21 protein-coding genes are annotated in these 26,812 nt (G+C 69.4%); 5 read left to right on the top strand and 16 right to left on the bottom strand.

All coding sequences use genetic code 11. From position 1 onward, the window contains the following. Positions 1–5: 5 nt before the first annotated feature. Positions 6–1,688, bottom strand: coding sequence for an aa3-type cytochrome oxidase subunit I (gene ctaD, locus Pmi06nite_RS06655; RefSeq protein WP_203951979.1), 1,683 nt, complete (start codon positions 1,686–1,688; stop codon positions 6–8). 118 nt (positions 1,689–1,806) lie between these two features. Here ctaD and Pmi06nite_RS06650 point away from each other — a divergent pair, with 118 nt between their 5' ends. Beyond that, positions 1,807–2,175 carry a thioredoxin family protein gene (locus Pmi06nite_RS06650; RefSeq protein WP_203951978.1) on the top strand — a complete coding sequence of 123 codons (369 nt, stop codon included), beginning with the start codon at positions 1,807–1,809 and terminating at the stop codon, positions 2,173–2,175. A 33-nt stretch (positions 2,176–2,208) separates the two neighbouring features. On the opposite strand, the gene Pmi06nite_RS06645 is transcribed toward Pmi06nite_RS06650, so the two are convergent. From Pmi06nite_RS06645 to Pmi06nite_RS06620, 6 genes are all read right to left on the bottom strand, one after another. Then, positions 2,209–3,003, bottom strand: a complete 795-nt coding sequence (locus tag Pmi06nite_RS06645) for an SAM-dependent methyltransferase (protein WP_203951977.1) — start codon at positions 3,001–3,003, stop codon at positions 2,209–2,211. Positions 3,004–3,061: 58 nt separating this feature from the next. Then, entirely contained in the window at positions 3,062–4,396 is a 1,335-nt protein-coding gene (locus Pmi06nite_RS06640) for a class II 3-deoxy-7-phosphoheptulonate synthase (protein WP_203951976.1), read from the bottom strand. Between the two features lie 59 nt (positions 4,397–4,455). Beyond that, positions 4,456–5,664 (bottom strand): FAD-dependent oxidoreductase, encoded by a 1,209-nt coding sequence (locus tag Pmi06nite_RS06635; protein ID WP_203951975.1) that lies wholly within the window; start codon positions 5,662–5,664, stop codon positions 4,456–4,458. A 92-nt stretch (positions 5,665–5,756) separates the two neighbouring features. Beyond that, positions 5,757–6,749, bottom strand: coding sequence for a phosphotransferase family protein (locus Pmi06nite_RS06630; protein ID WP_203951974.1), 993 nt, complete (start codon positions 6,747–6,749; stop codon positions 5,757–5,759). A 4-nt stretch (positions 6,750–6,753) separates the two neighbouring features. Continuing rightward, the gene (locus Pmi06nite_RS06625) at positions 6,754–7,644 is read right to left on the bottom strand and encodes an aldose 1-epimerase family protein (protein WP_239113719.1); all 891 of its coding nucleotides are present in this window, start codon (positions 7,642–7,644) and stop codon (positions 6,754–6,756) included. A 124-nt stretch (positions 7,645–7,768) separates the two neighbouring features. Beyond that, entirely contained in the window at positions 7,769–9,088 is a 1,320-nt protein-coding gene (locus Pmi06nite_RS06620; protein ID WP_203951972.1) for a GH1 family beta-glucosidase, read from the bottom strand. Positions 9,089–9,574: 486 nt separating this feature from the next. Between Pmi06nite_RS06620 and Pmi06nite_RS06615 the strand changes: the two genes are divergently transcribed. Next, entirely contained in the window at positions 9,575–10,885 is a 1,311-nt protein-coding gene (locus tag Pmi06nite_RS06615; RefSeq protein WP_203951971.1) for a condensation domain-containing protein, read from the top strand. 29 nt (positions 10,886–10,914) lie between these two features. Here the strand turns inward: Pmi06nite_RS06615 and Pmi06nite_RS06610 are convergent, their stop codons facing one another. The 6 genes from Pmi06nite_RS06610 to Pmi06nite_RS06585 form a co-directional block, all read right to left on the bottom strand. Further along, positions 10,915–11,934 carry a LacI family DNA-binding transcriptional regulator gene (locus Pmi06nite_RS06610; RefSeq protein WP_203951970.1) on the bottom strand — a complete coding sequence of 340 codons (1,020 nt, stop codon included), beginning with the start codon at positions 11,932–11,934 and terminating at the stop codon, positions 10,915–10,917. A 42-nt stretch (positions 11,935–11,976) separates the two neighbouring features. Next, a complete protein-coding gene (locus Pmi06nite_RS06605) occupies positions 11,977–13,410 on the bottom strand; it encodes a GH1 family beta-glucosidase (RefSeq protein ID WP_203951969.1) in 1,434 nt (477 codons plus the stop codon). Further along, positions 13,407–14,297 (bottom strand): carbohydrate ABC transporter permease, encoded by an 891-nt coding sequence (locus Pmi06nite_RS06600; protein WP_239113718.1) that lies wholly within the window; start codon positions 14,295–14,297, stop codon positions 13,407–13,409. The genes Pmi06nite_RS06605 and Pmi06nite_RS06600 overlap by 4 nt, the downstream gene beginning before the upstream one ends. After that, on the bottom strand, positions 14,294–15,268 hold the full coding sequence (locus tag Pmi06nite_RS06595; protein ID WP_203951967.1) for a carbohydrate ABC transporter permease: 975 nt from the start codon (positions 15,266–15,268) through the stop codon (positions 14,294–14,296). The genes Pmi06nite_RS06600 and Pmi06nite_RS06595 overlap by 4 nt, the downstream gene beginning before the upstream one ends. Before the next feature lie 87 nt (positions 15,269–15,355). Beyond that, on the bottom strand, positions 15,356–16,693 hold the full coding sequence (locus Pmi06nite_RS06590) for an ABC transporter substrate-binding protein (RefSeq protein WP_203951966.1): 1,338 nt from the start codon (positions 16,691–16,693) through the stop codon (positions 15,356–15,358). 502 nt (positions 16,694–17,195) lie between these two features. Beyond that, positions 17,196–18,692: a sulfatase family protein gene (locus Pmi06nite_RS06585; protein ID WP_239113717.1), complete on the bottom strand. Its 1,497-nt coding sequence runs from the start codon at positions 18,690–18,692 to the stop codon at positions 17,196–17,198. Between the two features lie 315 nt (positions 18,693–19,007). On the opposite strand from Pmi06nite_RS06585, the gene Pmi06nite_RS06580 reads away from it, so the two are divergent. Both Pmi06nite_RS06580 and Pmi06nite_RS06575 read left to right on the top strand, forming a co-directional pair. Continuing rightward, positions 19,008–20,066, top strand: a complete 1,059-nt coding sequence (locus tag Pmi06nite_RS06580) for a hypothetical protein (protein ID WP_203951965.1) — start codon at positions 19,008–19,010, stop codon at positions 20,064–20,066. 5 nt (positions 20,067–20,071) lie between these two features. Further along, positions 20,072–21,283: a DUF6716 putative glycosyltransferase gene (locus tag Pmi06nite_RS06575; protein ID WP_239113727.1), complete on the top strand. Its 1,212-nt coding sequence runs from the start codon at positions 20,072–20,074 to the stop codon at positions 21,281–21,283. A 104-nt stretch (positions 21,284–21,387) separates the two neighbouring features. Here the strand turns inward: Pmi06nite_RS06575 and Pmi06nite_RS06570 are convergent, their stop codons facing one another. The 3 genes from Pmi06nite_RS06570 to Pmi06nite_RS06560 are packed head-to-tail and all read right to left on the bottom strand — an operon-like array spanning position 21,388 to position 25,692. Then, entirely contained in the window at positions 21,388–22,656 is a 1,269-nt protein-coding gene (locus tag Pmi06nite_RS06570) for a polysialyltransferase family glycosyltransferase (RefSeq protein ID WP_203951963.1), read from the bottom strand. Next, complete coding sequence (locus tag Pmi06nite_RS06565; protein WP_203951962.1) at positions 22,653–23,594, bottom strand: glycosyltransferase family 2 protein; 942 nt, start codon at positions 23,592–23,594, stop codon at positions 22,653–22,655. The genes Pmi06nite_RS06570 and Pmi06nite_RS06565 overlap by 4 nt, the downstream gene beginning before the upstream one ends. Before the next feature lie 13 nt (positions 23,595–23,607). Continuing rightward, positions 23,608–25,692: an N-acetylneuraminate synthase family protein gene (locus Pmi06nite_RS06560; protein ID WP_203951961.1), complete on the bottom strand. Its 2,085-nt coding sequence runs from the start codon at positions 25,690–25,692 to the stop codon at positions 23,608–23,610. Between the two features lie 167 nt (positions 25,693–25,859). On the opposite strand from Pmi06nite_RS06560, the gene Pmi06nite_RS06555 reads away from it, so the two are divergent. Continuing rightward, positions 25,860–26,798: an alpha/beta hydrolase gene (locus Pmi06nite_RS06555; protein WP_203951960.1), complete on the top strand. Its 939-nt coding sequence runs from the start codon at positions 25,860–25,862 to the stop codon at positions 26,796–26,798. The last annotated feature ends 14 nt before the right edge of the window (positions 26,799–26,812 follow it).

Raw genomic sequence — 26,812 nt, 5'->3', positions numbered from 1 at the left:
GCCGGCTAGCCCTCCGCCGGGCCGATCGCATCGGGCTTCCCGGCGGGGGGATCTCCCGGCATTCCCCCCGTCCTCGGGTAGCGCAGGTCGAAGGCCGGCCGCTCGGACCGGATCGGGGGGAGATACGTGAAGTTGTGGCGCGGCGGCGGGCACGTGGTGACCCACTCCAGCGAATTGCTGGAGCCCCAGGGGTCGTTCACGGTGACCCGCTCGCCGCGCCTCGCCGTATGCCAGACGTTGTACAGGAACGGCAGCGTCGAGGCGCCCAGCAGGAACGCGCCCACGCTGGAGATCTCGTTGAGCCGGGTGAAGCCGTCGACGGGGGAGTAGTCGCCGTAGCGCCGCGGCATCCCGATGACGCCGAGCAGGTGCTGGACGAAGAACGTCATGTGGAACCCGATGAACAGCATCCAGAAGTGGATCTTTCCGAGGGTCTCGTTCAGCATGGTTCCGGTGAACTTGGGCCACCAGAAGTAGAACCCGCCGAACATCGCGAACACCACCGTGCCGAACACCACGTAGTGGAAGTGGGCCACCACGAAGTAACTGTCGGTCACGTGGAAGTCGAGCGGCGGCGACGCGAGGATCACCCCGGTGAGCCCGCCGAACAGGAACGTCACCAGGAACCCCACCGCGAACAACATCGGTGTCTCGAACGTCAGATGGCCGCGCCACATGGTGCCGGTCCAGTTGAAGAACTTCACCCCGGTCGGAATCGCGATCAGGAACGACATGAGGGAGAAGAACGGCAGCAGCACCTGGCCGGTGGCGAACATGTGGTGCGCCCATACGGTCATCGACAGTCCTGTGATCGCCATGGTCGCCCCGACCATGCCGATGTAGCCGAACAGCGGCTTGCGGCTGAACACCGGAATGATCTCGGTGATGATGCCGAAGAACGGCAGCGCGATGATGTAGACCTCGGGATGGCCGAAGAACCAGAACAGGTGCTGCCAGATCATGGGCCCGCCGGTCGCGGCGTCGAAGACGTGCGCTCCGAGCTTGCGGTCCGCCTCCAGCACGAGCAGCCCCGCCGCCAGCACAGGGAAGGCCAGCAGCACCAGGATCGACGTGAACAGGACGTTCCACGTGAAGATCGGCATCCGGAACATGTGCATGCCCGGCGCCCGCATCGTGATGATCGTGGTGATGAAGTTGACGGAGCCCAGGATCGTGCCGAGGCCGGACAGCGCCAGGCCCATGATCCACAGGTCCCCGCCCGGCGAGGGGCTGAACTCCGCGCTGGACAGCGGGGAGTAGGCCGTCCAGCCGAAGGCGGGCGCGCCCCCCACCACGAAGCCGGAGACCACCATGAGACCGCCGAAGAGGAACATCCAGTAGCTGACCATGTTCAGCCGGGGGAAGGCCACGTCGGGCGCGCCGATCTGGAGCGGCATGATCTCGTTGGCGAACCCGGCGAACAGCGGCGTCGCGAACAACAGCAGCATGATCGTGCCGTGGAGGGTGAACATCTCGTTGTAGCGCTGCAGGCTGACGAACTGCAGACCGGGCTCGAGCAACTCGGCCCTGATCACCATCGCCATGAGGCCGCCGACCAGGAAGAAGCCGAAGGTGGTGATCAGGTAGAGGTGCCCGATCACCTTGTGGTCGGTGCTCGACAACCAGGAGGCCAGGACGGTGCCCAGCCGTTGTCGGTCGGGAACGGGCCGTACGGCTTGAGTGGTCATGCGGTGGCTCCTTTTCGCGAAGGAGGTCCCGTGTGCTGATACCCGGCGCCGTGCGGTGGAATGCTGAGATCAGGTGTGTGGTTGTCCAAGTGACGGAACGGATGAAAGGAGTCGCCCCGTGGCGACCATTGAGGTGACCGAGAAGAACTTCAACGACATCGCCGACAGCGGCATCGTCCTGCTGGACTTCTGGGCGTCATGGTGTGGCCCCTGCCGCACATTCGCACCCATTTTCGAGAAGGCGTCGCAGGAGCACGACGACATCACGTTCGGCAAGATCGACACCGAGGCTCAGCCCGCGCTGTCCCAGGGGTTCGATATCACGGCGATCCCCACGATCATGGCGATCCGGGACGGGATCGTGGTGTTCTCACAGCCCGGCGCGCTTCCCGCGCCCGCGCTCACGGACCTGATCGGCCAGCTTCGCGCTCTCGACATGGACGCCATCCGCGCCGAGATCGCGGCTGAGACGACCCCGCAGAGCTGACGCGGGGCGGGCGGCCCGCCCCGCGCCGGCGGTTCAGGGTTTGCGGCCCACGCCGCTGAAGCCGGCCGACGGCGCCTGTTCGAGCCGCGGCTCGTCCGGGTCGGGCCGCCAGTCCTCCGGATAGACGAGCCCCGGCTCGAGCAACTCGTATCCATCGAAGAACCGGGCGATCTCCTCGTGCGACCGCACCGCCAGTGACGCGGTCGCCCGGTTGTAGACCTCGAGGGCCTCGGGCGTGAGCTCGGGCCTCGCGTCACGCCCGTGTGAGATCGCCAGGTAGCTCCCCGGAGCGCTCATGTCACGCAGCCGCCCCACCAGCTCATGCGGCTTGGCGGAGTCGGGGACGAAGTGCAGCACGGCGAACAGCAGGAACGCGACCGGCTGGCCGAAGTCGACCAGCCCGTCGAGCTTGTCCAGCAGATCGTCGGCCTCCCGGAGATCCGCCCGCACGACCGACACGTTCGGGTCGCCGCCGAGGATCGCCCGGGCGTGCGAGCACACCACCGGGTCGTAGTCGACGTAGGTCACCCGTGTGTCGGGCGCCGTCTGATGCGCGATCTCGTGCACGTTGCCCTGGGTGGGCAGGCCGGAGCCGATGTCGACGATCTGGCGGACACCGGCCTCCACCAGTGTCCGTACGGCCCTGGCCAGGAAGGCGCGGCCCTCGATGGCCGACGACCGGGTCTCGGGGAAGGTCGCCAGGATGCTCTCGGCGGCCGCTCTGTCCGCGGCGAAGTTGTTCTTGCCGCCCAGGAAGTAGTCGTACATCCGGGCGACGTTGGGGGTGTTCGGGTCCACGCCCTCGGGGGCTGGCCGGGGATCCGTCATCTTCGTCTCTTTCGGGGCTCGCGGGGCGTCGCGTGGGGGGTGCGCGGCGTTCGGCGGGTCAGGTGGAACGATAGAGCTCGGCCACCCGGAACGCCAGATCGAGGGACTGACCGCGGTTGAGCCGAGGGTCGCACGCCGTCTCGTAGCGCAGCGCCAGATCCTCTTCCGCGATCTCGTGGCCGCCGCCGACGCACTCGGTGACGTCGTCGCCGGTGAATTCGATGTGGACCCCGCCCGGGTGCGTGCCCAGGGCGTGGTGCACCTCGAAGAAGCCCGCGACCTCGTCGAGCACGTCGTCGACGCGGCGGGTCTTGTGTCCGCTCGGCGCCTCGAAGGTGTTGCCGTGCATCGGGTCGCAGATCCACGCCACGGTGGCGCCGCTCGCCCGCACCTTGTCGACCAGCGTCGGGAGCGCGTCGCGGACCCTGTTCGCCCCCATGCGGCTGATGAACGTCAGCCGGCCCGGCTCGTTGTCCGGGTTCAGCTTCTCGATCAGCGCGATCGCCTCTTCCGGCGTCGTGGTCGGGCCGAGCTTCACGCCGATGGGGTTGCGGATCTTGCTGAAGAACTCCACGTGCGCGCCGTTGAGCTGGCGTGTGCGCTCGCCGATCCAGACCATGTGGGCCGACACGTCGTACGGCAGGCCCGTCCGGGAGTCGATTCTCGTGAGCGCCCGGTCGTAGTCGAGGATCAGCGCCTCGTGCGAGGAGTAGAACTCGACGGTGTGGAACTCCTCGGGCTCGGCCCCGCAGGCGCGCATGAACGCGAGCGCCTGGTCGATCTCCCTGGCCAGCTTCTCGTAGCGACGCCCGGCGGGCGACTCGGCGACGAAGTCCTGGTTCCAGGCGTGCACCTGCCGCAGGTCGGCGTAGCCGCCCTTGGTGAAGGCCCGGGCGAGGTTCAGCGTGACCGCCGAGGAGTGGTAGGCCCGCAGCAGCCGGCCGGGATCGGGGCGCCGCGCCTCGGGGGTGAAGTCGAACCCGTTGACCATGTCACCGCGGTAGGCGGGCAGCTCCACGCCGTCGCGGATCTCCGTGTCCTTGGACCGGGGCTTGGCGAACTGGCCGGCGACCCGGCCGATCTTGACCACGGGAACGCGGCCGGCGTAGGTGAGCACGATCGCCATCTGCAGCAGCGTCTTGAGCTTGTTGCGGACGTTCTCGGCGGTCGCGCCCGCGAAGGTCTCCGCGCAGTCGCCGCCCTGGAGCACGAAGGCCTCGCCCCTGGCCACGGCCGCGAGGCTCTGCTTCAGCTGGTCGCACTCGCCCGCGAACACCAGGGGCGGCAGCCCCTTGAGCTCGTCGACGACCCGCGCGAGCTCGCCGCGGTCGGGCCAGGCCGGTTGCTGGGCGACGGGCAGGTCACGCCACGTATCGAGATGGATAGCGCTCACGACACACTAGGTTATTGCACCTGGCAAGCTCCGGCCCGTCCGGCGTCCGCCCAGTGAGATCACTTTTGGCCGCCTTTTGGCGACAGCCGTACGTGCTCGGGAAGGACGCCGAGGCCGATGAACCGCCGTGCGAGCCTGTTGAGGACCGGCAGGCGCGACAGGGCACGCGGCGGCGAGACGGGCCTGGCGGCCAGAGTGGGGCTGATCAGACGGTTCTGCACGGCCCGCTGGGCGGCCTGGGTGATCACCGTGGGGATCTTCCTGCGGCGCTCCACCCTGGCCAGCAGGGACTCCGGCGCCTCGCCCCGCAGCAGGGCGGGACCCACGATGTTGGCGGTGGCCACGGCGTCCTGGACCGCGAGGTTGATGCCGACGCCGAAGACCGGAGACATGGCGTGGGCGGCGTCCCCGATGAGCAGCAGCCCCGGCAGGTGCCAGCGGCCGAGCCTGTTCAGTGCCACCCGCAACACGCTGACGTCGTCGAAACCGCCGAGCCGGTCCAGCCGCCCCTCGAGGTACGGCAGGAGCCGCCCGATGGTGGCGCGCAAAACCTCGATGCCCTCGGACTTCAGCTCGTCGAAGCCGCCCTTCGGGATCACGTAGGCGAGTTGCCAGTACGTCCCCCGGTTGATCGCCACCATCAGGTGGCCGGCCGACGCGCGCAGGAAGGGCTGGTCGGGGTCGCCATCCTCCCGCGGCAGGCGGAACCAGACGACGTCCATCGGCGCGCCGAACTCCCGGGGGACAAGGCCGGCGGCCCGGCGGACGTCGGAGCCCCGCCCGTCCGCGCCCACGGTGAGCGTGGCGTGGATCTCGTGCTCCTCGCCCGCCTGGTCGCGGTAGCGGAGCCCGCGGATCGCGCCGTCCTCCCGGATGAGATCGGTGACCTGGGAGTCCATCAGCAGGTGGAAGTTCGGGTGCCTGGCGGCCTCGGCGGTGACGAGGTTGAGGAAGTCCCACTGCGGCACGAAGGCGATGTAGTCGTATTTGCCGGGAAGCCGGCGCAGGTCGGCCATGGGGATGGTGCCCTCGTCGGTGACCATCGACAGGGAGTGCACCTTGCGGTGGGGAAGCCGGTGGAACTCCTCGGCCAGGCCGAGTTCGTCGAGGACCTGGAGCGTCGACGGGTGGATCGTGTCTCCGCGGAAGTCGCGGAGGAAGTCGCTGTGCTTCTCCAGCAGCGTCACCTCGACGCCCGCCCGGGCGAGGAGGAGGGCGAGGACGGCTCCCGCCGGCCCCCCGCCCGCGATCGCACATGTCGTCCGCATAATTCATCACCCCATGAAATTGTCACACGACGCCACCGTGCCGATCTACCCACCGGAGGCGGGGAACTCCCGGAGCCACGCCGAGGGGTCGGCTACGGGACGCGCAACGCGTCGAGGCTTCGCACGAGGGATGAGGTGGCGAGGTCGCGGAGCCGCGCGTAGGCCTCCTCGGGATACTGCCGCGGGCCGTTCTCCACGAGCAGGATCAGATACAGGTACGCCCGGTAGAGGTCGGCGCGCACCTCGGCGCCGGGGGTGATCAGGAGCGTGCCGCCCGCCTCGCGGTACCCGGTGACGAGCGGGTCGTCCTCCCGGATCTCCTCGAAGATCGTGGGCGTGATGAAGTCGGCCAGCGGATCGCCCCAGAAGGCCCTCTCGTGGTCGATCAGCGCCTGGATCCGCCTGTCCCGGCCCTCGCCGGTCAGGAACACATTGCCCGGCCAGATGTCGAAGTGGACGAGCGACGGCGTGACGACCTCGTCCAGAGTCGGCGCGGCGGCGGTGATCAGCGCGGCGATCTCCTCCACGGGCGCGGGGAGCCTGGTGCCGTAGTGGACGGCGTCGCCGAGCAGGGCGCCGACGATGACGAGGAAGGCCTCCCGCCAGCTCGGGCCGGTGAGACCGGCGAAGGGGTAGCCGAAGACCCCGGTGCCGGGGATCGTGTGCAGGCGGGCCAGGTGGCGGCCGAGCTCGTGCCGGAGCGGGGCCTCCTCGGCCGGGCTGAGCGAGGCCTGGTTCCAGGGGACGCCGTCGAGCGCCGACAAGATGAGGTGGTCGCCGCCGAGGACGGGGTCGTCGAACGCCGCGTGCAGCAGAGACGGCAGAGGCAGCCCCGCCGGCTCGGCCAGCCGGTACACCATGGCCTCCGTCCGCAGGAGGTGACGTTCGTAGGTCAGCAGGCGCAGGCCGGGGGGAGGGCCGACCTTGAGCACGACCTGGCGGCCGTCCTCGAGGTCGAGCCGCCACACGGCGTTGGCGAAGCCGTCGGCCAGTTCCTCCGAGGACCGCACCCCGGTGCCCAGCGCGCCGCGGACGAGCGCGTCCAGCTCGGCGGCCGACAACCGCCGCTTGGTCCTGCTGTCCATCGGCCTACCCCTCGGGGGCGAAGGAGGCGACGGTCCAGGCCGCCTCGTGCGTGTCTCCCGGCTTCAGCACGATCAGATCGGTGCCCGAGTTGAAGGCGTCGGGCGGGCAGGTCATCGGCTCGACGGCCAGCCCGTGGTGGGCGAGGCCCGTGCCGGTGCAGACCTGGACCCAGGGCATCTCCGCGGGGTTCCAGGAGACCTCCACTCCGCCGTCCGGCCCGCGAAGCCGCACCCGGCCGTCGGTGAGGCCCGTGAAGGCGTGGTCGACGGCGGTGTCCCCGACCGCGCGGGGCACCCGGAAGTCGTACGGCGTCGCGGCCACGTCCTCCAGGGTGCGCGGGGCGAGCACCTCGTCGGTGAGGAGGACCTGCCCGGCGGGCAGGTCGAGCTCGTACTCCTGCACGCGGGGTCCGGCGAGCAGCCACGGATGCGGTCCGCAGCCGTAGGGCGCGGCCTCCTCACCCACGTTGTGAGCGGTGAGCGTCGTCGTGAGGCCCCTGTCGGAGACGGCGTACCGGACCTCGAGCGCGATCCGGAACGGATAGCCGGCGGTCGGCTCGATCGTGTGCGTCAGCCGGACGAAGCCGTGGTCGTCGTCGACGTCGAGCACCTCGGCACAGGTCCAGGTCTGGTCGCTGACCAGGCCGTGCAGCGCGTGTCCCCGGTCGGGTTCCGTGATGGGCAGGTCGTGCCGGACGCCTTCGAACGTGTACGTGCCGCCGACGACCCGGTTGGGCCAGGGAGCCAGGACGGTGCCGCTGAAGTAGGGGATCGGCCCCTCCTCGGGCCAGCTCGTCACGAGGTCGCGGCCGTGGTGGCGCAGGACGCGGAGGGCTCCGCCCCTCTCGCTGATCACCGCTTCGTAGCCGCCGCCGATGATGGTGAAGTCGGGCACGGGGAGTCCTCTCGCTGACGCCACGTCAACAACGACCTGGTCACGTAATCGTATGCCGGTAATCATCCCAGTTCGGAGGGGTTGATCCCGCATCGGGGGAGAGCGATCGAACGTCGTGCCCGGATCAGCGCAGTTCGCCGTTCTTGATGACGTCGCGATACCAGAGCGCGCTGTCCTTGGGGATTCTGCGCAGGGTCGGATAGTCGACGTACACGATGCCGAAGCGCTGGCCGTACCCCTCCGCCCACTCGAAATTGTCGAGCAGCGACCAGACGTGGTAGCCCTCGACGCGGGCCCCCTCCTCGATCGCCCGGTGCATGGCCAGGAGATGGTCGCGCAGGTAGGCGATGCGGTCGTCGTCACGGACCCGGCCGTCGGGGCCGGGCCGGTCGAGGGCCGGCATCCCGTTCTCGGTGACGACCAGCGGCACGCCGGGGTGGTCGTCCCTCAGCCGCACGAGAAGGTCGTGGAGACCTTCCGGATAGATCTCCAGCCACTCGGCCTGCGCCCTCGGGTGCAGGAACACGCGCTCGCCGGCGCCGTTCACGAAGACGGGCGTGTAGTACTGCACGCCGAGCAGGTCGACGGGCTCGTTGATGATCGCGAGGTCGCCGTCGAGGATGTGCTCCCTGATCGGCCCGCGCTCGGCCAGCCACCGCAGGGTGTCCTCCGGGTAGCGGCCCTTGAAGATCGGGTCGAGATAGAGGCGGTTCTCCAGCCCGTCGCGATGCCGGGCGGCCTCCTCGGCCTCGGGGGTGTCGTCCGCCGGATACGTGGGATGCAGGTTCAGGGCGGGGCCGATCCGCGCGTCCGGGCGCAGGGCGTGCAGGGCCTGGGAGGCCAGGCCGTGGGCGAGCAGCAGGTGGTGGCAGGCGACGTAGGCGCGCGCGTCGTCCTTGATGCCCGGCGCGTGGACCCCGTAGCGGTAGCCGCTCTCGACGACGGTCTTGGGCTCGTTGATCGTCAGCCAGTCGCCGATCTCCAGGGCCTCGAAGACGATCGAGGCGTAGTCGGCGAACCGCGCGGCGGTGTCCCTGTTCTCCCAGCCGCCCTGGTACTGGAGGTCCTGGGGAAGGTCCCAGTGGAAGAGCGTGGCCATCGGGCGGATGCCGCGCTCGGCCAGGCCCGCGACCAGGCGGCGGTAGAAGTCGAGCCCCTTCTGGTTGGGGGCGCCCGACCCGGAGGGCTGGATCCGCGGCCAGGCGATCGAGAAACGGTAGCTGTGCAGCCCGAGGTCCGCCATGAGGTCGAGATCCTCGGTGTAGCGGTGGTAGTGGCCGGCTCCGGGATCACCGGACTCGCCGTTCTCGACGTTGCCGGGGACGGCGGCGAAGGTGTCCCAGACAGACGCGCCTCGCCCGTCCTCCGTGGTCGCCCCCTCCACCTGATAGGCCGAGGTGGCGGCCCCCCACACGAAGCCCTCAGGGAACCGCAGGCCGTCCATGTCTCTCCTCGTCGAGGTCTCCCTCGGGGCCTCGGACAGCCATGTGGGAGCGCTCCCAGGAGCGTACAAAACGGAATGGCCATTGTCAATGGTCGGGCCTGTCATTAATTATGTTGTTAATATGCGGAAATAGCCGTTCAAGAATGCCGATATAGTAAGGAAATAGCGCATACATCTTGACGCGAGCCAGTCATAATCCCTAGCCTGATCGCGAATGAAGCGCTTTTCCTGTTGAGACCCGCGGGCTCACCTGACGCGGCCACCTCGGCGTTTCCAGCCGGACGGTGAGACGTCTCGCGATATGAGACGTCGTAGGTCCCGGCTCGCGAGATACGCACGAGATACGCACGAGATGACGACGGAAGCGACTCGCCGCCTGACAGGGGTTACCGGACGAATGGCTCAGGACGACACGACCTCCTTGGAATCGGCCCGCACCGCCGCTCGCCGGCGAGAGCGCTTCCCCGCACCGGGCCGGGCGGCGCGGTGATCCAGGCAGGGTTCCGAGCGGACGATCCCGAGTGGACGGGTCCTCTCGCCTGGGGGCAGCGGTCCATCTGGGAGGCCATGCGGCTCGTCGGCGCCCCCGGCGACCGCTACTTCAACTTCTCGCGGACGGTGGCCGTGCCGCGTGCCGCGGGATCGCCCGGCCCCGAGACGGTCGCCCGTGCTCTGTCCATGGTCGTGGAACGGCACGACTCACTGCGCACGCGTGTCAGGATCGGCCCGGACGGCGAGCCGTACCAGGTCGTGGGCGTCAGCGGCGGCATCGCGGCAGAGGTGGGCGCGGACCTGGCCGCGAACGCCGTGGCGGAGGACAGGTTCGACCCGGCGGAGGACTGGCCGGTCCGGGCGGGCCTGGTCATCCGTGACGGGGTCGTGGAGCAGGTGATCCTCGCGTTCTGCCACACGGCCGCGGACGGCTACGCGGGGGACATCGTCGCCCGTGACCTGCGGGTGGCCCTGCTCAGAGGGGTGCTGCCCGGCCCGTCCGAGCGACTCCGCGATCTCGTAAGCCGGCAGGAGGGCGCCGACGCCGCCCGCGGCGAGCGCTCGGTGGCGTTCTGGGAGCGCGCCATGGCGGAGCTCGGCGGGCCGGTGTTCGGGCCGTCGAGGGAGGCGGCCGCCGCCACGCCCCGATACCAGCGCCTCACGATGGTCTCGCCCGCTCTCGACCGTGCGAGCCGGACGCTCTCCGTCCGTTACGGCGTGAGCACCTCGACCGTCCTGTTGGCCGCCGCCTGCGTGGAGGTCGCGCGCATCGCCGGGCGGCCCGGCGCAGCCATGACCCCGCTGGTCAACAACCGGTTCCGGCAGCAGGACAGGGACGTGGTGACCTCACTCGCGCAACTCGGCCTGTTCGTGCTCCCGCCCGGACACGGCCGCGCCCAGGCCGCGGGCGCGAGTGGTGGGCAAGAGGGCTTCCACGAACTGATGGAGTCGGCGAGGGCCTCGGCGTTGCGCGCCTATCGGCACGCCTACTACGACCCGGCGGAGCTGCGCCTCAGGCTGGACGGGGCCGACCCGCTCTGCTGCTTCAACGACCAAAGACCCGTCGAGGCCGTCACCCCGGTGGGGGAGGTGCCGGACGAGGACGAGATCCGCTCGGCCCTCGCGCTCACGCAGATCGTCCCCCAGAGCGGGCTCGACGAGCTCAACTGCAGGTTCTGCGTGCACGTGACGGGGGAGCCCGACCGGCTCCGCGTTCTGGTCACGGCCGACTCGATGCACGTCGCCCCGCGCGACCTGGAGACCTTCCTCCGGGGGATGGAGGCCCTGGTCGTCGGGGGCGTCTGAGTCCGCCGGCCCGGCCAGGACGCGGGAGTTCAGGCCGAGGCGCGGATCACCAGGTGCGTGTCGAGGATGACGACGGGCTGCTCCAGGGACTCCCCGTTGATCCGGGCGAGCAGCAGCCGCACCATCTGCCGGCCCATGGCCTCGGTCGGCTGGTGCACGCTCGTGAGCGGGGGGTCTGTGTGCAGGGCGACCTTCGAGTCCTCGAAGCCGATGACCGCCACGTCACCCGGCACGGACCTGCCCCGTTCCCGCAATACGCGCAGCGCCCCGGCGGCCATCGGATCCGAGGCGGTGAAGACGGCGTCGAGGCCCGGATGCCGCTCCAGCAACTCCCGCATCGCCGCCTCGCCGCTCTCCTCGGAGAAGTCGCCGTAGGAGACCAGTTCGGTCATGCCGGTGGCGAGCAGCGCGTCGCGGTATCCGGCGAGCCTGTCGACGCCCACGCCCATGTCCTGGGGGCCGGCGATGGTGGCGATGCGGGTCCTGCCCTTGGAGACCAGGTACTTGACCGCCTGCCGGGCGCCGGCCCGGTTGTCCATGTCGACGTAGCTGTACGGGTTCAGCGCCACCGGGCGGCCACCGAGGACGGTGGGCACGCCCAGCTCCTCGAGCCGGCCCGGCAGCGGATCGGCCCCGTGAACCGACGTGAGCAGCACGCCGTCGACGTGCTGCCCGGTCAGATAACCCTCCAGGCGGTCGTGCTCCTGGCGGTTCTGCGCCATCGTGAGGATCAGCTGCAGGCCGGTCTCCGACAGGGCCGAGCCGATCCCGCGGATCAGCCCGGCGAAGTACGGCTCGTCGAAGACGCGCTGCTCCGACTCCGACACCACCAGGGCGATGGTGTCGGTCCGGTTGGTGACCAGGGTGCGCGCCGCCCGGTTGGGTACATAGCCCAGCTCGTCGATCGCGAGCAGCACCGCGTCCCGGGCCTTGTCACTCACCTTCGACGAGCCGTTGATGACCCGCGAAACGGTGCCGCGGCCCACTCCGGCGCGAGCGGCGACCGCCTCAAGGGTCGGTCGCGCTCCCACGCGGCGATCCCCGTTCATCTCCGGCGCCCCCTCGTCTGCACGTGCTGATCGCGAACGCGTTCATTCTGCCGGACTCGGCAGGCCGCCGCGCCTGATGGTGTCGGCATACCACAACGCGCTGGACTTGGCCGTCCTGAGCTGTGTCTCGTAGTCCACGTAGACGAGCCCGAAACGCTTGCCATACCCCCATGCCCACTCGAAGTTGTCCATCAGCGACCACGCGAAGTACCCCTGGAGGGGCAGCCCGGCCTCGATCGCGGCATGGCAGACCCGCAGGTGCGCCTCGATGTACGCCGCACGGTCGGGGTCGTGGACCGCGCCTTCGACGACCACGTCGTCGAAGGCGGCGCCGTTCTCCGAGATCACCATGGGGATCGACGGGTACTCCTCGTGCACCCGCATGAGGATCTCGTACAGCCCGGCGTCGTCGATCTCCCAGCCCATTCCGGTCACGGGCCTGCCGCCGTTCACGAACCCCACGTGCTCGCTGCCCACCCAGGGAGAGCCGGAGTCGGTCGGTGCCGCGGCGGCCGACAACGCGCCTCCGGGCGCCCCGGACACGGTGAACCGGCTGTAGTAGTTGATCAGCAGCATGTCCAGCGGCGCGGAGATCGTGGCCATGTCGCCGTCCTCGATGAACCCTCCCTCGGTGAGGTGGGCGACGTCACTCAGCACGTCCTCCGGGTAGGCGCCCTTGAGCAGAGCGTCGAGGAAGAACCGGTTCTGCAGGCCGTCGATGCGGCGGGCCGCGTCCAGGTCGGCGTCGCTCCCGGTCGCGGGGGAGATCGCGTAGAGGTTCACGCACCCTCCGATCCGCGAGGCCGGGTCCTGGGCGCGCATCGCCTGGGTGGCCAGGCCGTGCGCGAGGTTCAGGTGATGCGCGGCCCGGATGGCCGCTCCCGGCTCCCGGCGGCCCGGGGCGTGCTCTCCCGAGGCGTACCCGAGGAAGGCCGAGCACCAGGGCTCGTTGACCGTGCTCCAGTTCCGCACCCGATCGCCCAGTTCGGCGTGCACGGCGGCCGCGTAGTCGGCGAAGCGCTTCGACGTGTCACGCGCGGGCCAGCCGCCCGCGTCCTCGAGCGCCTGGGGGAGGTCCCAGTGGTACAGCGTCACCCAGGGGTCGATGCCGTGGCCGAGCAACTCGTCGACGAGACGCTTGTAGAAGTCGAGCCCGCGGGCGTTGATCGCTCCCGCGCCGTCGGGCTGCACGCGTGGCCAGGAGACGGAGAAGCGGTACGCCGTCAGGCCGAGGTCGGCCATGAGGGCGACGTCGTCCCGGTAGCGGTTGTAGTGGTCGATCGCGACGTCGGCGTTCTGGCCGCCCACGATCCGGCCCGGCTGACGGCAGAAGGTGTCCCAGACGGAGGTCCCGCGCCCGTCGGCGGTGACCGCCCCCTCGATCTGGTAGGCCGAGGTGGCGGCGCCCCAGACGAACCCGGTGGGGAACGTCAGGCCAGGTGTCTCGGTTTCTGGTCGTGTGCCTTGCGTGGTCACGCTTTGACTGCACCTTCCATGAGTCCGCCGATGATCTGTCGGCCGAACACGACGAAAACGACGATGAGCGGGAGGACGGACAGGGCGGTCCCACTGAAGATGAGGACGTAGTCCGTGCCGTACTTCGCGTTGAGGGAGTTGACGGCGACCTGGACCGTCGGGTTGTCCGGAGTCAGCACGATCAGCGGCCACAGGAAGTCGTTCCAGGTCAGCATGAACGTGTTGATCCCCAGCACCGCCATGCCCGGCCGTACGGCGGGCAGGATGACGTTCCACCAGATTCGCAGGGTCGACGCGCCGTCGACCCGCGCCGCCTCGACCAGTTCGTTCGGCACGGCCTGCTCGGTGTACTGCGTCATCAGGAAGACGCCGAAACCATTCAGCAGGTACGGCAGGATCACGGCCTTGAGCGTGCCGATCCATTCGAGGCTGACCATCATCCGGTAGAGCGGCACCATGCCCATCTGCTGCAGCGGGACCATCATCGTCACCAGCACGAGCAGCAGGAGGATGCGGCCGCCCTTGAACCGCAGTCGCGCGAAGGCGAAGCCGGCGAAGGTGGAGATGAGCACCACGGAGATCGTCACGGTCGACGCGATGATCACCGAGTTGGTCAGACCGGCCAGGTAGTGCGCGTCCTCGTTGGTGAGCACCCGCTGGATGTTCTGCCCGAGGTTGCCGCCCGGCAGGAACGGCGGCGGGATGTCGGTGGCCTCGCGGTTGGTCCGGGAGGCGATGACGACCATCCAGTACAACGGGAACGCCGAGATGACGATCGTGACGATCAGCGCGATCCTCGTGAGCGGCGTGGCCTTCCACAGGTCGGTGCCGCCGGCCCACTTCGCGCGAGGCCGCCGGGTCTCGGCGGGTGCGGAGAGCGTGGTCACTTTTTGCCCCCGATCCGGCGGATGAGCAGGAAGTTGATGAGGGATCCGATGAGGATCATGATGAAGAGCAGCCATGCCGCGCCGGCCGCGTAGCCGTAGTCGAACTCCCGGAAGCCCTGTTCCACGATGAACATCGACACGGTCTGGAACTGGCTGTTGCTGCCGCCGTGGACGTTCCCGCCGTAGAAGGTGGTGGGCTCCGCGAACAGCGTCAGGCCGCCGATCGTGGAGTTCAGCACCACGAAGATCATGGTCGGCCGGAGCATGGGGATGGTGATCTGCCAGAACTGGCGGCGGCGGGAGGCGCCGTCGATGGCGGCGGCCTCGTAGAGGTCCTTCGGGATCGTCTGCATCGCGGCCAGGAAGATGATCGCGTTGTAGCCGGTCCACCGCCAGTCGATCATGGTGGAGATCGCCAGCCAGGACGGCAGCCGCTCGGCCTTCCAGTCGATCGGATCGACGCCCACCGATCCCAGGATCCAGTTGAAAAGTCCCCAGTCGCGCCCGTACAGCTGGGTGAACACCACGGCCACGGCGACGACCGAGGTGACCAGGGGAAGCAGGACGCCCAGCCGGACGAACAGCCGGCCCCTGATCCGCTTGTTCAGCGCGTTGGCGAGGAGCAGGGCCAGGAGGATCTGCGGGACGGTCGCGATGACGAACATCCCGAGCGTGTTGACGACCGCGTTCCAGAACGCCGAGTCGGCCAGGAGCGCGGTGTAGTTGCCCAGCCCGGTCCACTTCACCGTCCCCGCGAGGTCGTAGTCGTAGAGCGAGTACCACAGGGTGAAGCCGAGCGGGAAGATCCCGAAGAGGAGGAACAGCAGGTAGTACGGCGAGATGAGGAGGTACGGAGCGGCCTTCAGATCCAGCCAGGACAGGAAGGTCCGCCCCGTCCCCGGTCGCCCGTGCCTTCTCGAAGGCGGGACCGGCGCCCGAGTGGACGGTCCCGAGTCGACGTGCAGGCTCATGGGTCACCTTTCAGCGGAAGCAGGCGACCGGCCCGCCCTGCGGTGTGCCGCCGGGGCGGGCCGGTGCTCATATGACGGGCGGGTGGATCAGCCCGCTGCCTTGACCGCGTCGTCGACCAGCTTCTGCCACGCCTGGTCGTACGGCACCGAGCCGTCGTCCAGCGCCGAGATGACCGACTCCACCGCGTTCTTCACCTGGGCGTGCTTGACGCCGAGGAAGACGGGCTGGAGCGTGGAGGCCGACTTGGCGAAGATGTCGCCGACCGGGGCGTTGTTGAAGTACTCGTTCTTGGCGCCCTGGACGGCTGGGTCCTGCTGGGCCTGGGTGTTGCTCGGCATGTTCCCGCTGTAGGTGAACACGCTGACCTCGGCCTCCTTGCCGGTCAGGTAGTCGGCGACCGCCGCGGCCTCCTTCGGGTGCTTGGACTGCTTGGGCACCGCGAGCCAGGAGCCGCCCCAGTTGCCGCCGCCGCCCGGCACCGCCGCGACGTCCCACTTGCCGGAGAACTCCGGTCCCGCGCCGTCGTCGCCGCTGACCGCGCCGAGCATCCACGAGGGGCAGCCGAGCGTCGCGAACTGGGACTTCTTCATGCCGGTGTTCCACTCCGGGGTGAAGTTGCGCAGCTTGGCCGTCAGGCCGTCCTGGCTGATCTTCACCGCGAAGTCGTAGGCGGACTTGATCGCGGGGTTCTTGTCGACGATGAGAGTGTTGCTCTTGTCGAAGTAGGACACACCGCCGTTCTTGACCGCCTCCTGCACCAGGACCACGTTGTAGAGCGTGTTGGTGCCGTCGACGAACTTGGTGTCCTTCACCTTGTCCTGGAACTTCTGGCCGACCTTGATGAAGTCGTCCCAGGTGGGCCAGAGCTTGCTGACCTCGTCACGGTCGCCCGGCAGGCCGGCCTTCTCGAACAGGTCGCGGCGGTAGCACAGGCTCATGCCGCCGAGGTCGGTGCCGAGGCCGAACAGCTTGCCGTCCGCCGTGAGCCCGCCGTCCCACTTCCACGGGGCGAAGTCGCCCTGGCGGTTCGACAGGCCGTACTCGCCGAGGTCGGCCCACCATTCGGGGTGCGCCTTGGCCAGGCCCATGCCGCCCTCGTCGATTCCGACGACGTCACCGGCCCCCGAGCCGGACTGCAGCCACTGGATCATCTGCGGCCAGTAGACCTGCTCGAACTGGTCGGTGAGGTGCTCCTCCTGGATCTTGATGTCGGTGTGGGAGGCGTTCCATTTGTCGATCGCCTCCTTGTACCCGAAGTTCTTGCCGCCGCCGAACGTCTGGACCTTGACGGTGACCGGCGCCGCGGCCGAGGACCCGCCTGACGTTGGCTCACTGTCACTGCCACAGGCCGCTGTGACGCCGAGGGCGAGGGCCGTGGCCGCTGCGGCCGCGAGCATCCTGCCGCGGCGCGATCTGTCAATCATTCCGGACCCCTCTCAGGTGGTATCCCGAATCTCGTGGGGAGGTCGCATCCCTTGGCCGGTCCCCGACATCAGGATTTGGGAGCGCTCCCACGAAGAGTCCTCTATGAGCAACGCGAACGTCAATATGCCGAAACCCAACTGTTACTCCGGGCCCGGTTGGATCGGCCGAAAAGCCCATATGCGGGCACAATGCGGAATGGGAGCGCTCCCAGCCCTATACGGGCAGAAACCATGAGACAGGCCCTCCGGAGCCTCACAGGGCGCCGATCGTCCCTCTCGCGGGCCCGCTCGGGCGTGCGGAGGGTGCGTCGCGCCGCGGGCCTGTCGTGCCGGGGGTGTCGCGACGGTTCCGTGTCGTGGCGTTCAGCGTCGTGCCGTTCCGCGTCGTTTCGTTCCGCGTCGTTTCGTTTCGTGGAAACGATGAGCGGCCACCGCCCGGACGGGCGGTGGCCGCTGGTGACGGATCAGGCGGACAGGTCGCGCGGGAGGATCGCGCGGCCGGTCACGCGAAAGCCTGGGCGCCCCCGCCCCTCGCGGGGGGCGCCCTGGCCAGGCGTACCGCGGACTGATCGGAGGAGTCCGCGATGCGGCAGGTCTCGCCGTTGCACGCGTGCAGTGCGGCCAGTCGTGCCGACAGCGTGGCGACGAGCTGGGGGTCGGCCGTCGCCGCGATGTTGTGCATCTCGTTCGGATCGGCGTACAGATCGTAGAGTTGCCGCTCTCCGGTCTCGTACTCCACGTAGGCGTACTGCGCGGTGCGCAGCGCGTTGTAGGTGGGCGGGCACAGCGGCGAGTAGGCCGCGTGCACGAACTCGACCAGCGCCGCGTCGCGCCACGGGACCTTGCGTCCCTGCAGCAGCGGGACGAGCGACCGGCCCTCGGCGAACGGCGGAGTCGAGGCCTTTCCCAGCTCGGCGAAGGTGGGGGACAGGTCGACGGTCGAGGACAGCTGGTCGATCGTGCTGCCGGGGGCGATGCCGGGCCCCCTGACGATCATGGGGATCCGGATGTCCTCCTCGAACGGCGTCGTCTTGCCGGGCTCAAGCCGGTGCTGGCCCAGATGGAAGCCGTTGTCGGAGGCGAAGAAGATGTAGGTGTTGTCGAGCTGCCCCGACTGCTGGAGCGACGTGACGAGCTTGCCGACCATGTCGTCCACGCCGAGCATCGCCCGCGCGCGGTTCTGATAGATCGTGTCCATCTGCCGCACGTCCCTGGCGGTGAGCGGCGGCCGCTGCTGCAGCCAGAGCGGCTCGGCCGACAGGTCCTGCTGGTCGAACGAGAGCGTCCGGGGCGCGGGCTCACCCGCGAAGGCCAGGTCATGGCGGGGAGAGTGGTTGGCCGGCAGGTGGGGGGCGACGGGAGCGAGATAGAGGAAGAAGGGGTTCTCGCCGCTCTGCGAGACGAACCTGTCGGCCTTCGCGCTGATCACGTCTTCGAGGTAGTCCCCGGAGGTGTTGCCGTACTGGAAGATCGTCCCGTTCTCGTTGAGCGCGTAGCCGTACTCCTGGTAGAGGCGGGTGACGGGCACCGCCCACTGGTCCCAGCCGGGCGGGACGTACGACCAGGACGCACCCAGGGGGTACTGGTTGAGGTACTTGCCGAGCAGTCCGGTGCGATATCCCGCATCGTGCATCCAGGTCCCGACGGTGGATTCCTCCAGCGGCCGGAACCTCGCGAAACCGCCTGTCGGCAGCCGGTTGCTCACCACCCCGTGGCTGTGCACGTATTGCGAGCGGAGAATCGACGACCGGGACGGGCAGCACCACGGGTTGGTGACGAAGAAGTGCGAGAACGACGCCCCCTGCCGGACGAGCAGATTCCAGATGTTGGGAAATCTCTGCAGGTCGGTCGCGTTCAGGTCATCAGTCAGGATGAAGACGATGTTCGGCCGCTGAGATGGCGCTGGTTCGCCGTGAGCGGCGCTGGAGAACGCCGTACACAAGACGAGTGCGCCGGCGAGCCAGGGCCACCATCCTCTGGATCTCTTCGTAAGGGGCACGGCGTAGAACATTGCCAACGGCCCACCAGGAAAAACGCACGTCCTGTAATCGAATGAGTACACAACGTTCGCATATACGGACAAACCGTATTATTCGGCCGCCTGGGGGACGTCACGAGTCGATCACGGCGGGCGGGCCATGCCCGGTCGGCATGGACGGCGAGGAATGAAGATCCTTTCAACCTCCGTTCACCGCATGTTCCTGCCGCTGTAGTCTTCGCTGGCTATTCTGGACAGGTCGTGAATGGGTCATTACGGGGCGTGGATATCGAGGGTCGCCACCACGTCGATGAGCAAGGGTCGGCCGTCGCGTGGGTGGAATCCCCACTGCAGCTCCTGTGCGTGGTGGAAGCCCACCACGCGGGGCTCCTCGGGTCTGAGACCCGCGTCGTGCCGCGTGCGGGGCTGCCCGCCTTGAGGCTCACCCGTAAAGCGCTCAACGGCCTTCGCCTTCCCGAGGGGCTCGCGTTCGAGGAGCCGTCGGGGCGCATGCCGCGACCCGGCCGCACCTGGGCCGTCGGCGACGCCTTCTCCGGGCGGGTCCAGTTCGCGCTGGTCACCTCGATCCCCGGCCGCACGATTCTGGTCGACGACGGTCTCGCCACCATTCACCTGCTGGAGTTGCTCAGCTCACGCCGGCCGCTGCTGCGGGCCAGAGGCAAGGCGAGCTTCGGCCGGTCGGTGCTCGGGGCGACCGCGGGGTTCCGCCTCCGGAGCCGGAAACTCACCGTCTTCACCGCGTTACCCGTCCCCGACGACCTCGCCCAGGCCGTGCGGAAGACCGGCACCCGGCTCGTCATGCACGACTTCGCCTGGCTGCGGTCCCAGCCCAGCGAGCGGCCGCCGCAGGAGCGCACCATCGTGCTCGGCACCTCCCTCGTCAGGAACGGCCTGATCCACCGGGACCGCTACCTCGCCTGGCTGGAGAGCATCGGCGAGCCGATCGCGTATTACCCGCACCGGCGCGAGGACCCCCGTGACCTCGAGCGGGTGAGCAGGATCCCCGGCCTCACCGTCAGCGACGTCGGCATCCCCGTGGAGATGACCCTGCGGGACCTCGGTCCCGACCAGCGTGTGCTGAGCATGCCGTCCACCGCGGTGACCTCCTTGCGCGTGCTGCTCGCGGCCCGCGGCGTGCCCGTGGAGACCGTCGAGGTGCCCGACGACTGGTGGACGGCCTCGGCCGGACCGTCGCTGCGCACCCATCTGCAGCAGTTCGCCCACCACGGCACTCCGGAAGCCGAGCCAGGCTCCGGCAGACCGCAGCCGGGGGCGACCCCGGGCTCCGGCAATGTCGTTCATCCGGGGACGACCCCTGACCCCGGCAGTGTTCGTCCGGGGACGACCCCGGACCCCGGAAAGGTTGCTTCTTGACCCGCGTGCTCGCCGTCGCCGACGCTGATTCCTATCTGAAGTGGGCCGCGGGCCTGCTCGACACGCTTCCAGCGTCGTGGCCGACCGAAATGGCGGTCGTCCGGACCCCCATCGCTCCTTCGGAAAGTCAGATCGCCGCCGCCGTGAGCGGCACCAGGGTCGCCGGGACCGGACAGGAGACGCTCCCCGCGGTCGTCTCGTCGAGGCAGTTGCGCAAGAACGCCGAGCGGTTCCGCCCCGACGTCGTCCTGCTCGCCTGCACCGGCCCCGTCGTCGACGTGCTCGCCGCGGACATCCTCGCCGACCTGCGGCCCCGCCCGGTGTTCGTGTCGGGGCTGCCCGGCATCTCGGTCCCCGCCACGGAGAAGGCCTGGCTGTTCCGCAGCGGCTGTGACCTGTTCGTGGTCCACAGCGGCCGGGAGGTCGCCGAGTTCTCCGCGATCGGTCGTGAGCTCGGCGGAGGCGGCGGGGTGGCGCTGGCCCGCCTGCCGTACCTCGACCTCGGAGCGCCCGCCCCGCAGGGCGCCCGCGACCGCGTGATCTTCGCGACCCAGGCCAAGGTGCCGCGGCGCCGCGAGGAGCGCGAGCAGGTGCTGCTCGCCCTCGCCGCCCTCGCCGCGAACCGGCCCGACCTCGACGTCGTGGTCAAGCTGCGGGCCCGCGACTCGGAACGGCAGACGCACAACGAGCGCCACCACTACGAGCGGCTCTGGACGTCGATGGTGGCGGAGGGCCGGGTACGTGAGGACGCCGTCCGTTTCGCCGCCGGCCCGATGCACGAGCACCTGACCCACGCCGCGGGCTTCGTCACGGTCAGCTCGACCGCCGCACTCGAGGCGATCGCCCAGCGGGTGCCGCTGCTCGTGTTGTCCGACTTCGGGGTCAGCGCCGAAATGATCAACCTCGTCTTCGAGGGCAGCGGCTCCCTCGGCACCATGGAGGACCTGGCCAAGGCCGACTTCCGGATGCCGACGGAGGCATGGTGCGAGGCCAACTACTTCCATGACGCCTCGGCCAGTGACTGGGTCGACCGGGTGTCAGGGCTGGTGGCGGCCGCCCAGGCGGGCACCCTCGTCCCGGCCCGCTCCGTGCTCGACGGACCCGAGCACGCCACGGCCCGCCGCCGTGCCCGCCTCCGCCTGGAGGTCCCTCCCAAGGTGCTCCGGTACGGCTATCGCGCCAAGCGGCGGATGCGCCGCTACCTCAAGGCGTTCTGAAGCGTCGGAAAACAGACCCGCGTCCCGCCGGAAACCACGGCGGGACGCGGGTCTGCTGTTTGTGGCGGTCGCCGGATCGGATGACGTGGGCGCGGGCGAAACCGCTAGCGGCCGATGAGGCGGCGCAGCCGCGACGCGGGTTCCGGCTCGGGCTCAGGCTCGGGAACCAGGTCCAGGGCTTCGAGCCGCCGCATCTTGAAATACCGCGCGCTTCCGTTCGCCTTGACGTACGCCCGGGCGGCTTCCCGGAGACCGGCATGGCGATCACTCTGCATGCAGTACGCCACCGCGTCGGTCAGCGCCTTCACATCGACGGGAGGCGGCTCCGTGAGGGAGCCGTCGGCGGCGAGCCGGGGCACGGTCGCATCGACGATCGTGACCGGTATCCGATTGCTGTTCTCGTACGGCGCGAGCCGCTCCAGCAGCAGATCGGTCCCCATGGTCGCCACCGGCAGGCCGAAGAAGTGGCGCGCGGTCGCCAGCGCGGTGGAGAAGCAGCTCACGACCAGCGCGGGCCGCAGTCTGGCGAACAGGGCCTCGGCGGGGGTGTGCTCGCCCGCCTGCACGAGCCGCACGCTCAACTCGTCGGCGACGTGCTTGAGCCGCATGCTCTGGCGGCGCCCCGCCGCGGGGTGGGGCTTGAAGACCACCGTTCGATGTCCCCGGGCCTTGAGCGCGCCGAGCATCGCCGCGTGCAGATCGGCTTCCTCGTCCGCCGTGAGGATGCCCAGCGACGAGAGGTACTGCCCGAGGATCACGGCGTCCCCCTCGACCTCGCCGGTCTCCGTGGCGGCGACCTGCTCGACGACCCGGCGGAAGGCCGCGGCGGGCAGCGCCTCGGGGGGGACGCCGTGCTCGCTCAGGAGCAGCGGGGTGAGCCCCGGGAGCATGTCGAGATGGATCAGCCGCGTGATGCGCGCGGAGATCTCCGCCGGCAGGGGGTCACGGGTCGGACTGTGCGCCATGAGGCCGTCGGCGTAGATGGTGAGCCGACAGTCCTTGAACAGCCCGGGCAGCGTCCGGGCGGGGGAGACGATCACTGATTCGAGCACCAGCTCGTCGAGCGTGTCGATGCCCAGATGGGACTCGAGCAGCCGTCCGAACAGGGGAGCCTCGACCGCCCTGGCCTTCCAGTCGGACGGGTGCAGGGGCGCGATGATCTCGTTCCAGGAATGGACCGCGTCGAACCGGTCCCGCAACGCGGCGAACCCGGGGGTCTTGTCGAGTGGGAGCGTGATCTCCGGGATGTCGGCGTTGTTCGACACGAGCAGCACCCGCCGCTGGCCGGCGGCGGGCCCGAACGCGCCCGCGTCGATCGCGGCGGCCAGCGTCATCGCTCCGAAGAACCGCGATGCGTGGAACACCTGGGTCACGAGTCCTCCCTCAGGCGGAGCAGCATAGTCTGCCGGGCAGGCTCGAAGCTCGCGATCGCGTCGTCGACCAGATCGGCGGGAAGCCGGGTGAGCGTGGCCCCGCCCCTGCCTTCGAACTGTTCCGCGATCTCCTGGGTGAACCGGCTGCCGTTCTCCAGATGATTGGCCAGGAGCGCGCAGAACATCCGGATCGCCTTGGGCTGGAACTCCTCCTCCACCTCCGCCAGGACCAGGTCGAAGGCGTCGAAGAAGTGCAGTTGCCGCTCGTCGCCGATCTGGGTGAGTGAGGCGGGCAGGCCCCGCCGGTAGAACACCCCCGCGAGCGAGACCATGGCGTACGACCGCGCCCGCTGGTGGAGCCGCCAGATCCACGGGCGGTCCTCCGCCGTGTGCAGTCCGCTGGGGAAGGTGAGCAGATCGCCCAGCTCGCGCCGGTAGATCCCGGCCCAGGCGAAGGCGTAGTCGACCATCGTCTTGGCGTCGGTGGGGAGGATCGAGTCGCGGGGGCTCAGCACGACGTTGCGCCGGGCCTCCGGCGCGCGAAAGGTCTCCCGCTTCCGGCCGTCCGCCCGGACGTGGTCGACCCGGAGGAAGTCGCAACCGAGCCCGTCGATCGCCGACACCAACTGGGCCAGGTAACCGGGCGCCAGCCAGTCGTCGCCGTCGAGGAAGGTCACGTATCGGCCGGTGGCCAGCTTCAGGCCGAGGTTCCGGGCGTCCGCCAGCCCAACGGGAACCGGGTTCCTGATGACGGACAGCCCCGGCAACTCGCCCCGGAAGTCGTCGACGACTTCCGGGGTGGCGTCGACCGATCCGTCGTCGATCACGATGACCTCGGTCCGGAACGTGTCCGACACGTTCCGGACCAGCGAGGTCAGAGCGTCGGCGATGTACGGGTCCCCGTCACGGACCGGCACGACGACCGAAAGTGTGATCACCAGCCCTCCGCGATCAGGCGGTGGTGCGGCGCAGGCGGGCGCGAGGAGCCTCCTCGCCGGGGAAGACGCGCTTCACGCCGTCGCCGAGCGCGCTCTCGATGATGCGGATGTCCCGGACGAGGTGCTCCAGGCCGCTCGGCTCGAGCGACGCGGCGTGGTCCGAACCCCACATGGTGCGGTCGAGCGTGATGTGCCGCTCGACGGTGACCGCGCCGAGCGTGACCGCCGCGAGCGAGATCTGCAGTCCGCGCTCGTGACCCGAGTACCCGACCGGCACGCCGTACCTCTCCTGGAGGGTGACGATCGTGCGGAGGTTCGCCTCCTCAGGAGGCAGCGGGTAGGTCGAGGTGGCGTGCATCATCACGAGCTTGGAAGTGCCGAGGATCTCGACCGCCTTGTCGATCTCCTCCAGCGTCGACATGCCGGTCGACAGGATGATCGGCTTGCCGGTGCTCGCGAGGGCCCGGAGCAGTTCGTGGTCGGTGATCGAGGCGGACGCGACCTTGTGCGTGGGAACGTCCATCGCCTCGAGGAACTCGACCGAGGGGACGTCCCAGGGGGAGGCGAACCAGGCGAGCCCGCGCTCCTCGGAGTGCTTGGCGATCTGCGAGTACTCGTCGTAGCCGAACTCGGTCCGGATCTTGTACTCCATGTAGGTCATCTCGCCCCACGGAGTCTGCCGGATCTGGCTGCGCTGCTCCATGGGCACGCAGATCTCCGGAGTCCGCTTCTGGAACTTGACGGCCTGGCAGCCGGCGTCGGCCGCGACGTCGATCAGCCTGCGGGCGATGTCGACGTCGCCGTTGTGGTTGATGCCGATCTCAGCGATCATGTAGACCGGCTGGCCGGGGCCGACGAGCGCGTCGCCGATCTGCACCGGCTTGGGCTGGATGCGCGACGTGACCGAGGAGACCGTCGCGGTCGCGACGGGAGCGGCGTCGACGGCCTCGGGCCGGGCGGCGAGCACGCGGTCGGACAGTTCGCGGACGGCTCCCGCGCCACCCGGGGTCGACAGCACGACGCGCGCGGCGGCGCGGACCCGGGGGTGGGCGTCGGGCACGGTGACCGGCCAGCCGACGAGGGACATCGCGGCGAGGTCGTTGACGTCGTTGCCGATGTACGCGACCCGCTCGGGGTCGAGGCCCTCGCTCGCGATCCACTCGCTGAGCGCCTCGTGCTTGGTGGTCAGGCCCTGGACGACGGGCACGCCGAGCTTGGCGGCGCGGGCGGCGACCACGGGGTTCTGCTCGGACGACAACACCAGGAGCTTGACGCCGGCCCGCTTGAGGAGCGAGACGCCCATGCCGTCGGCGCGGCTGACGGCGACGAGTTCGCGGCCCTCGGAGTCGACGAACGCGCGGTCGTCGGTGTGCACACCGTCGAAGTCGGTCACCACGGCGTCGACGTCGATCGGCAGCGGCCTGTCCACGACGGGGGCGAGAGCGCGGACGATCTTCAGGTCCTCGGGGGTGTCCACCTCGACCGCGTGCTCCATCGGCACCTGCTGGACGGCGATCCGGCCGAAGAAGCGGTGCCCGTGCTCACGCAGGCCGGCCGTCCGCATGACGTAGAACGCGCCGGTCTCGCGGAACTGGGCCTCGCGGTCCTGGCGGCGGGGACGGGTCGCGGGGTCGTGGTTGACACCCTGGCCGTCGCCGGTCCAGACGAACTCGTAGGTCTCGGTGCCGGCGAACACGGAGTCGGCCTCGCCCGCGACGACCTTCGCGATGGCCGCGTCGAGGTCCGCCGGGTCGATGAAGGCGCTGGTGCACTGCACCAGGAGCACGATCTCCGGGTCCTCGTCGAGCCCCTCGGACAGGGCGTGGAGGACGGCCGACTCACTGGAGGCGGTCGAGCCGCTGATGTCGGCCGGGCGGTGCACGACGCGCGCGCCCGCGTTCGCGGCCACTTCGGCGATGCGGTCGTGGTCGGTGCTGACGACGACCTCGTCGATGAGCTCTGCCTGCAGACACGCGGCGACCGCTCGCGCGACCAGTGGTGTGCCTCCCACCTTCTCCAGGTTCTTCAGCGGTACGCCCACCGAACCTCCACGGGCGGGGACAACAGCCAGCACTCGCACGAGTGACTCCTTCTGCATGCGACGAGGGTCCCCCCAGATGACGAGGGTCCCCCCCAGATTGGGGGTGCCCCGAAACCTAGCCAGTGAGAGGGCTGGTTGGGCGTGAGTCAGCTGAACAGGTATCGGCCGCATGTTTAACTTTGGGTGACGTCGGGGCGGGCGATCATCGTTTCAGGAGGCATGGAATGCGCCGGATCTTCGCTGCTCTGACCTTGCTCGCCGCATTGGCGGCATGCGCAGGGGCGCCGGGGACGACGACGGAACGTATCGGAGCGGACCGGGCTCCCGGGCCACGGGTCACGGCCGTCGAGGGGCTGAACGCCAGGGTGGACCGCCTGTCGATCCAGTCGCCCGCGCTCGGCAGGGAGGGCTCGGTCTGGGTGCTCAAGCCGAAGGGCTGGACGCAGGGGTCGACGGGATGGCCGGTTCTCTACCTGTTGCACGGCTGCTGCGTCAGCAGGGGAGACGCGTGGCTGGTGTACGGCGACGCCGAGCGGATTACGGCCGACCTGAAAGCCGTCGTGGTCGTCCCGGAGGGTGGCTCCATGAGCTGGTATTCGAACTGGCTCGACGGGCCGGCGTGGGAGACGTTCCACATGGACGAGGTGCGGCCCCTCGTGGAGAGACGTTACGGCATCGGTGATCATCGCGCGATCGCGGGCGCCTCCATGGGCGGGTTCGGCGCGCTCTCCTACGCCGCCAGGCACCCGGGTGTGTTCCGGGCGGCGGCGTCCTTCTCCGGCGTGATCGACACCGGGTACGACCCCGGAGGGCTCGAAGGCCTCATGCGCGAGTACGGCGTGGACCCGCGTGACCTGTGGGGGAGCGTCGACGAGCGGCCTGAGGTCTGGAAGGCGCACAACCCGGCGGACCTGGCCGGACACCTCAGGGGCGTCCGCGTCTATCTCTCCTGCGGGGACGGCAGGCCCGGCCCGTTCGACACTCCGGACCAGGCCGTGGACGCGGGCGAGCGTTCGATCCTCGAGCGGAACCGGCGCTTCGTCACCGCGGCGAAGGCCGCCGGAGTGTCCGTCACCACGGACTTCTACGGCGCCGGCGCACATGAGTGGCGGTACTGGACCCGTGAGCTCGAAGAGGTGCTGCCCGCGCTGTTCCCCGCCTAGCGGGCCCCGGCCGG

This window comes from Planotetraspora mira (genome assembly GCF_016863275.1).
Lineage (GTDB): Bacteria > Actinomycetota > Actinomycetes > Streptosporangiales > Streptosporangiaceae > Planotetraspora > Planotetraspora mira.
Note: the sequence above shows the minus strand (reverse complement) of the source record. Positions and strands in the feature narration are given on the sequence as shown.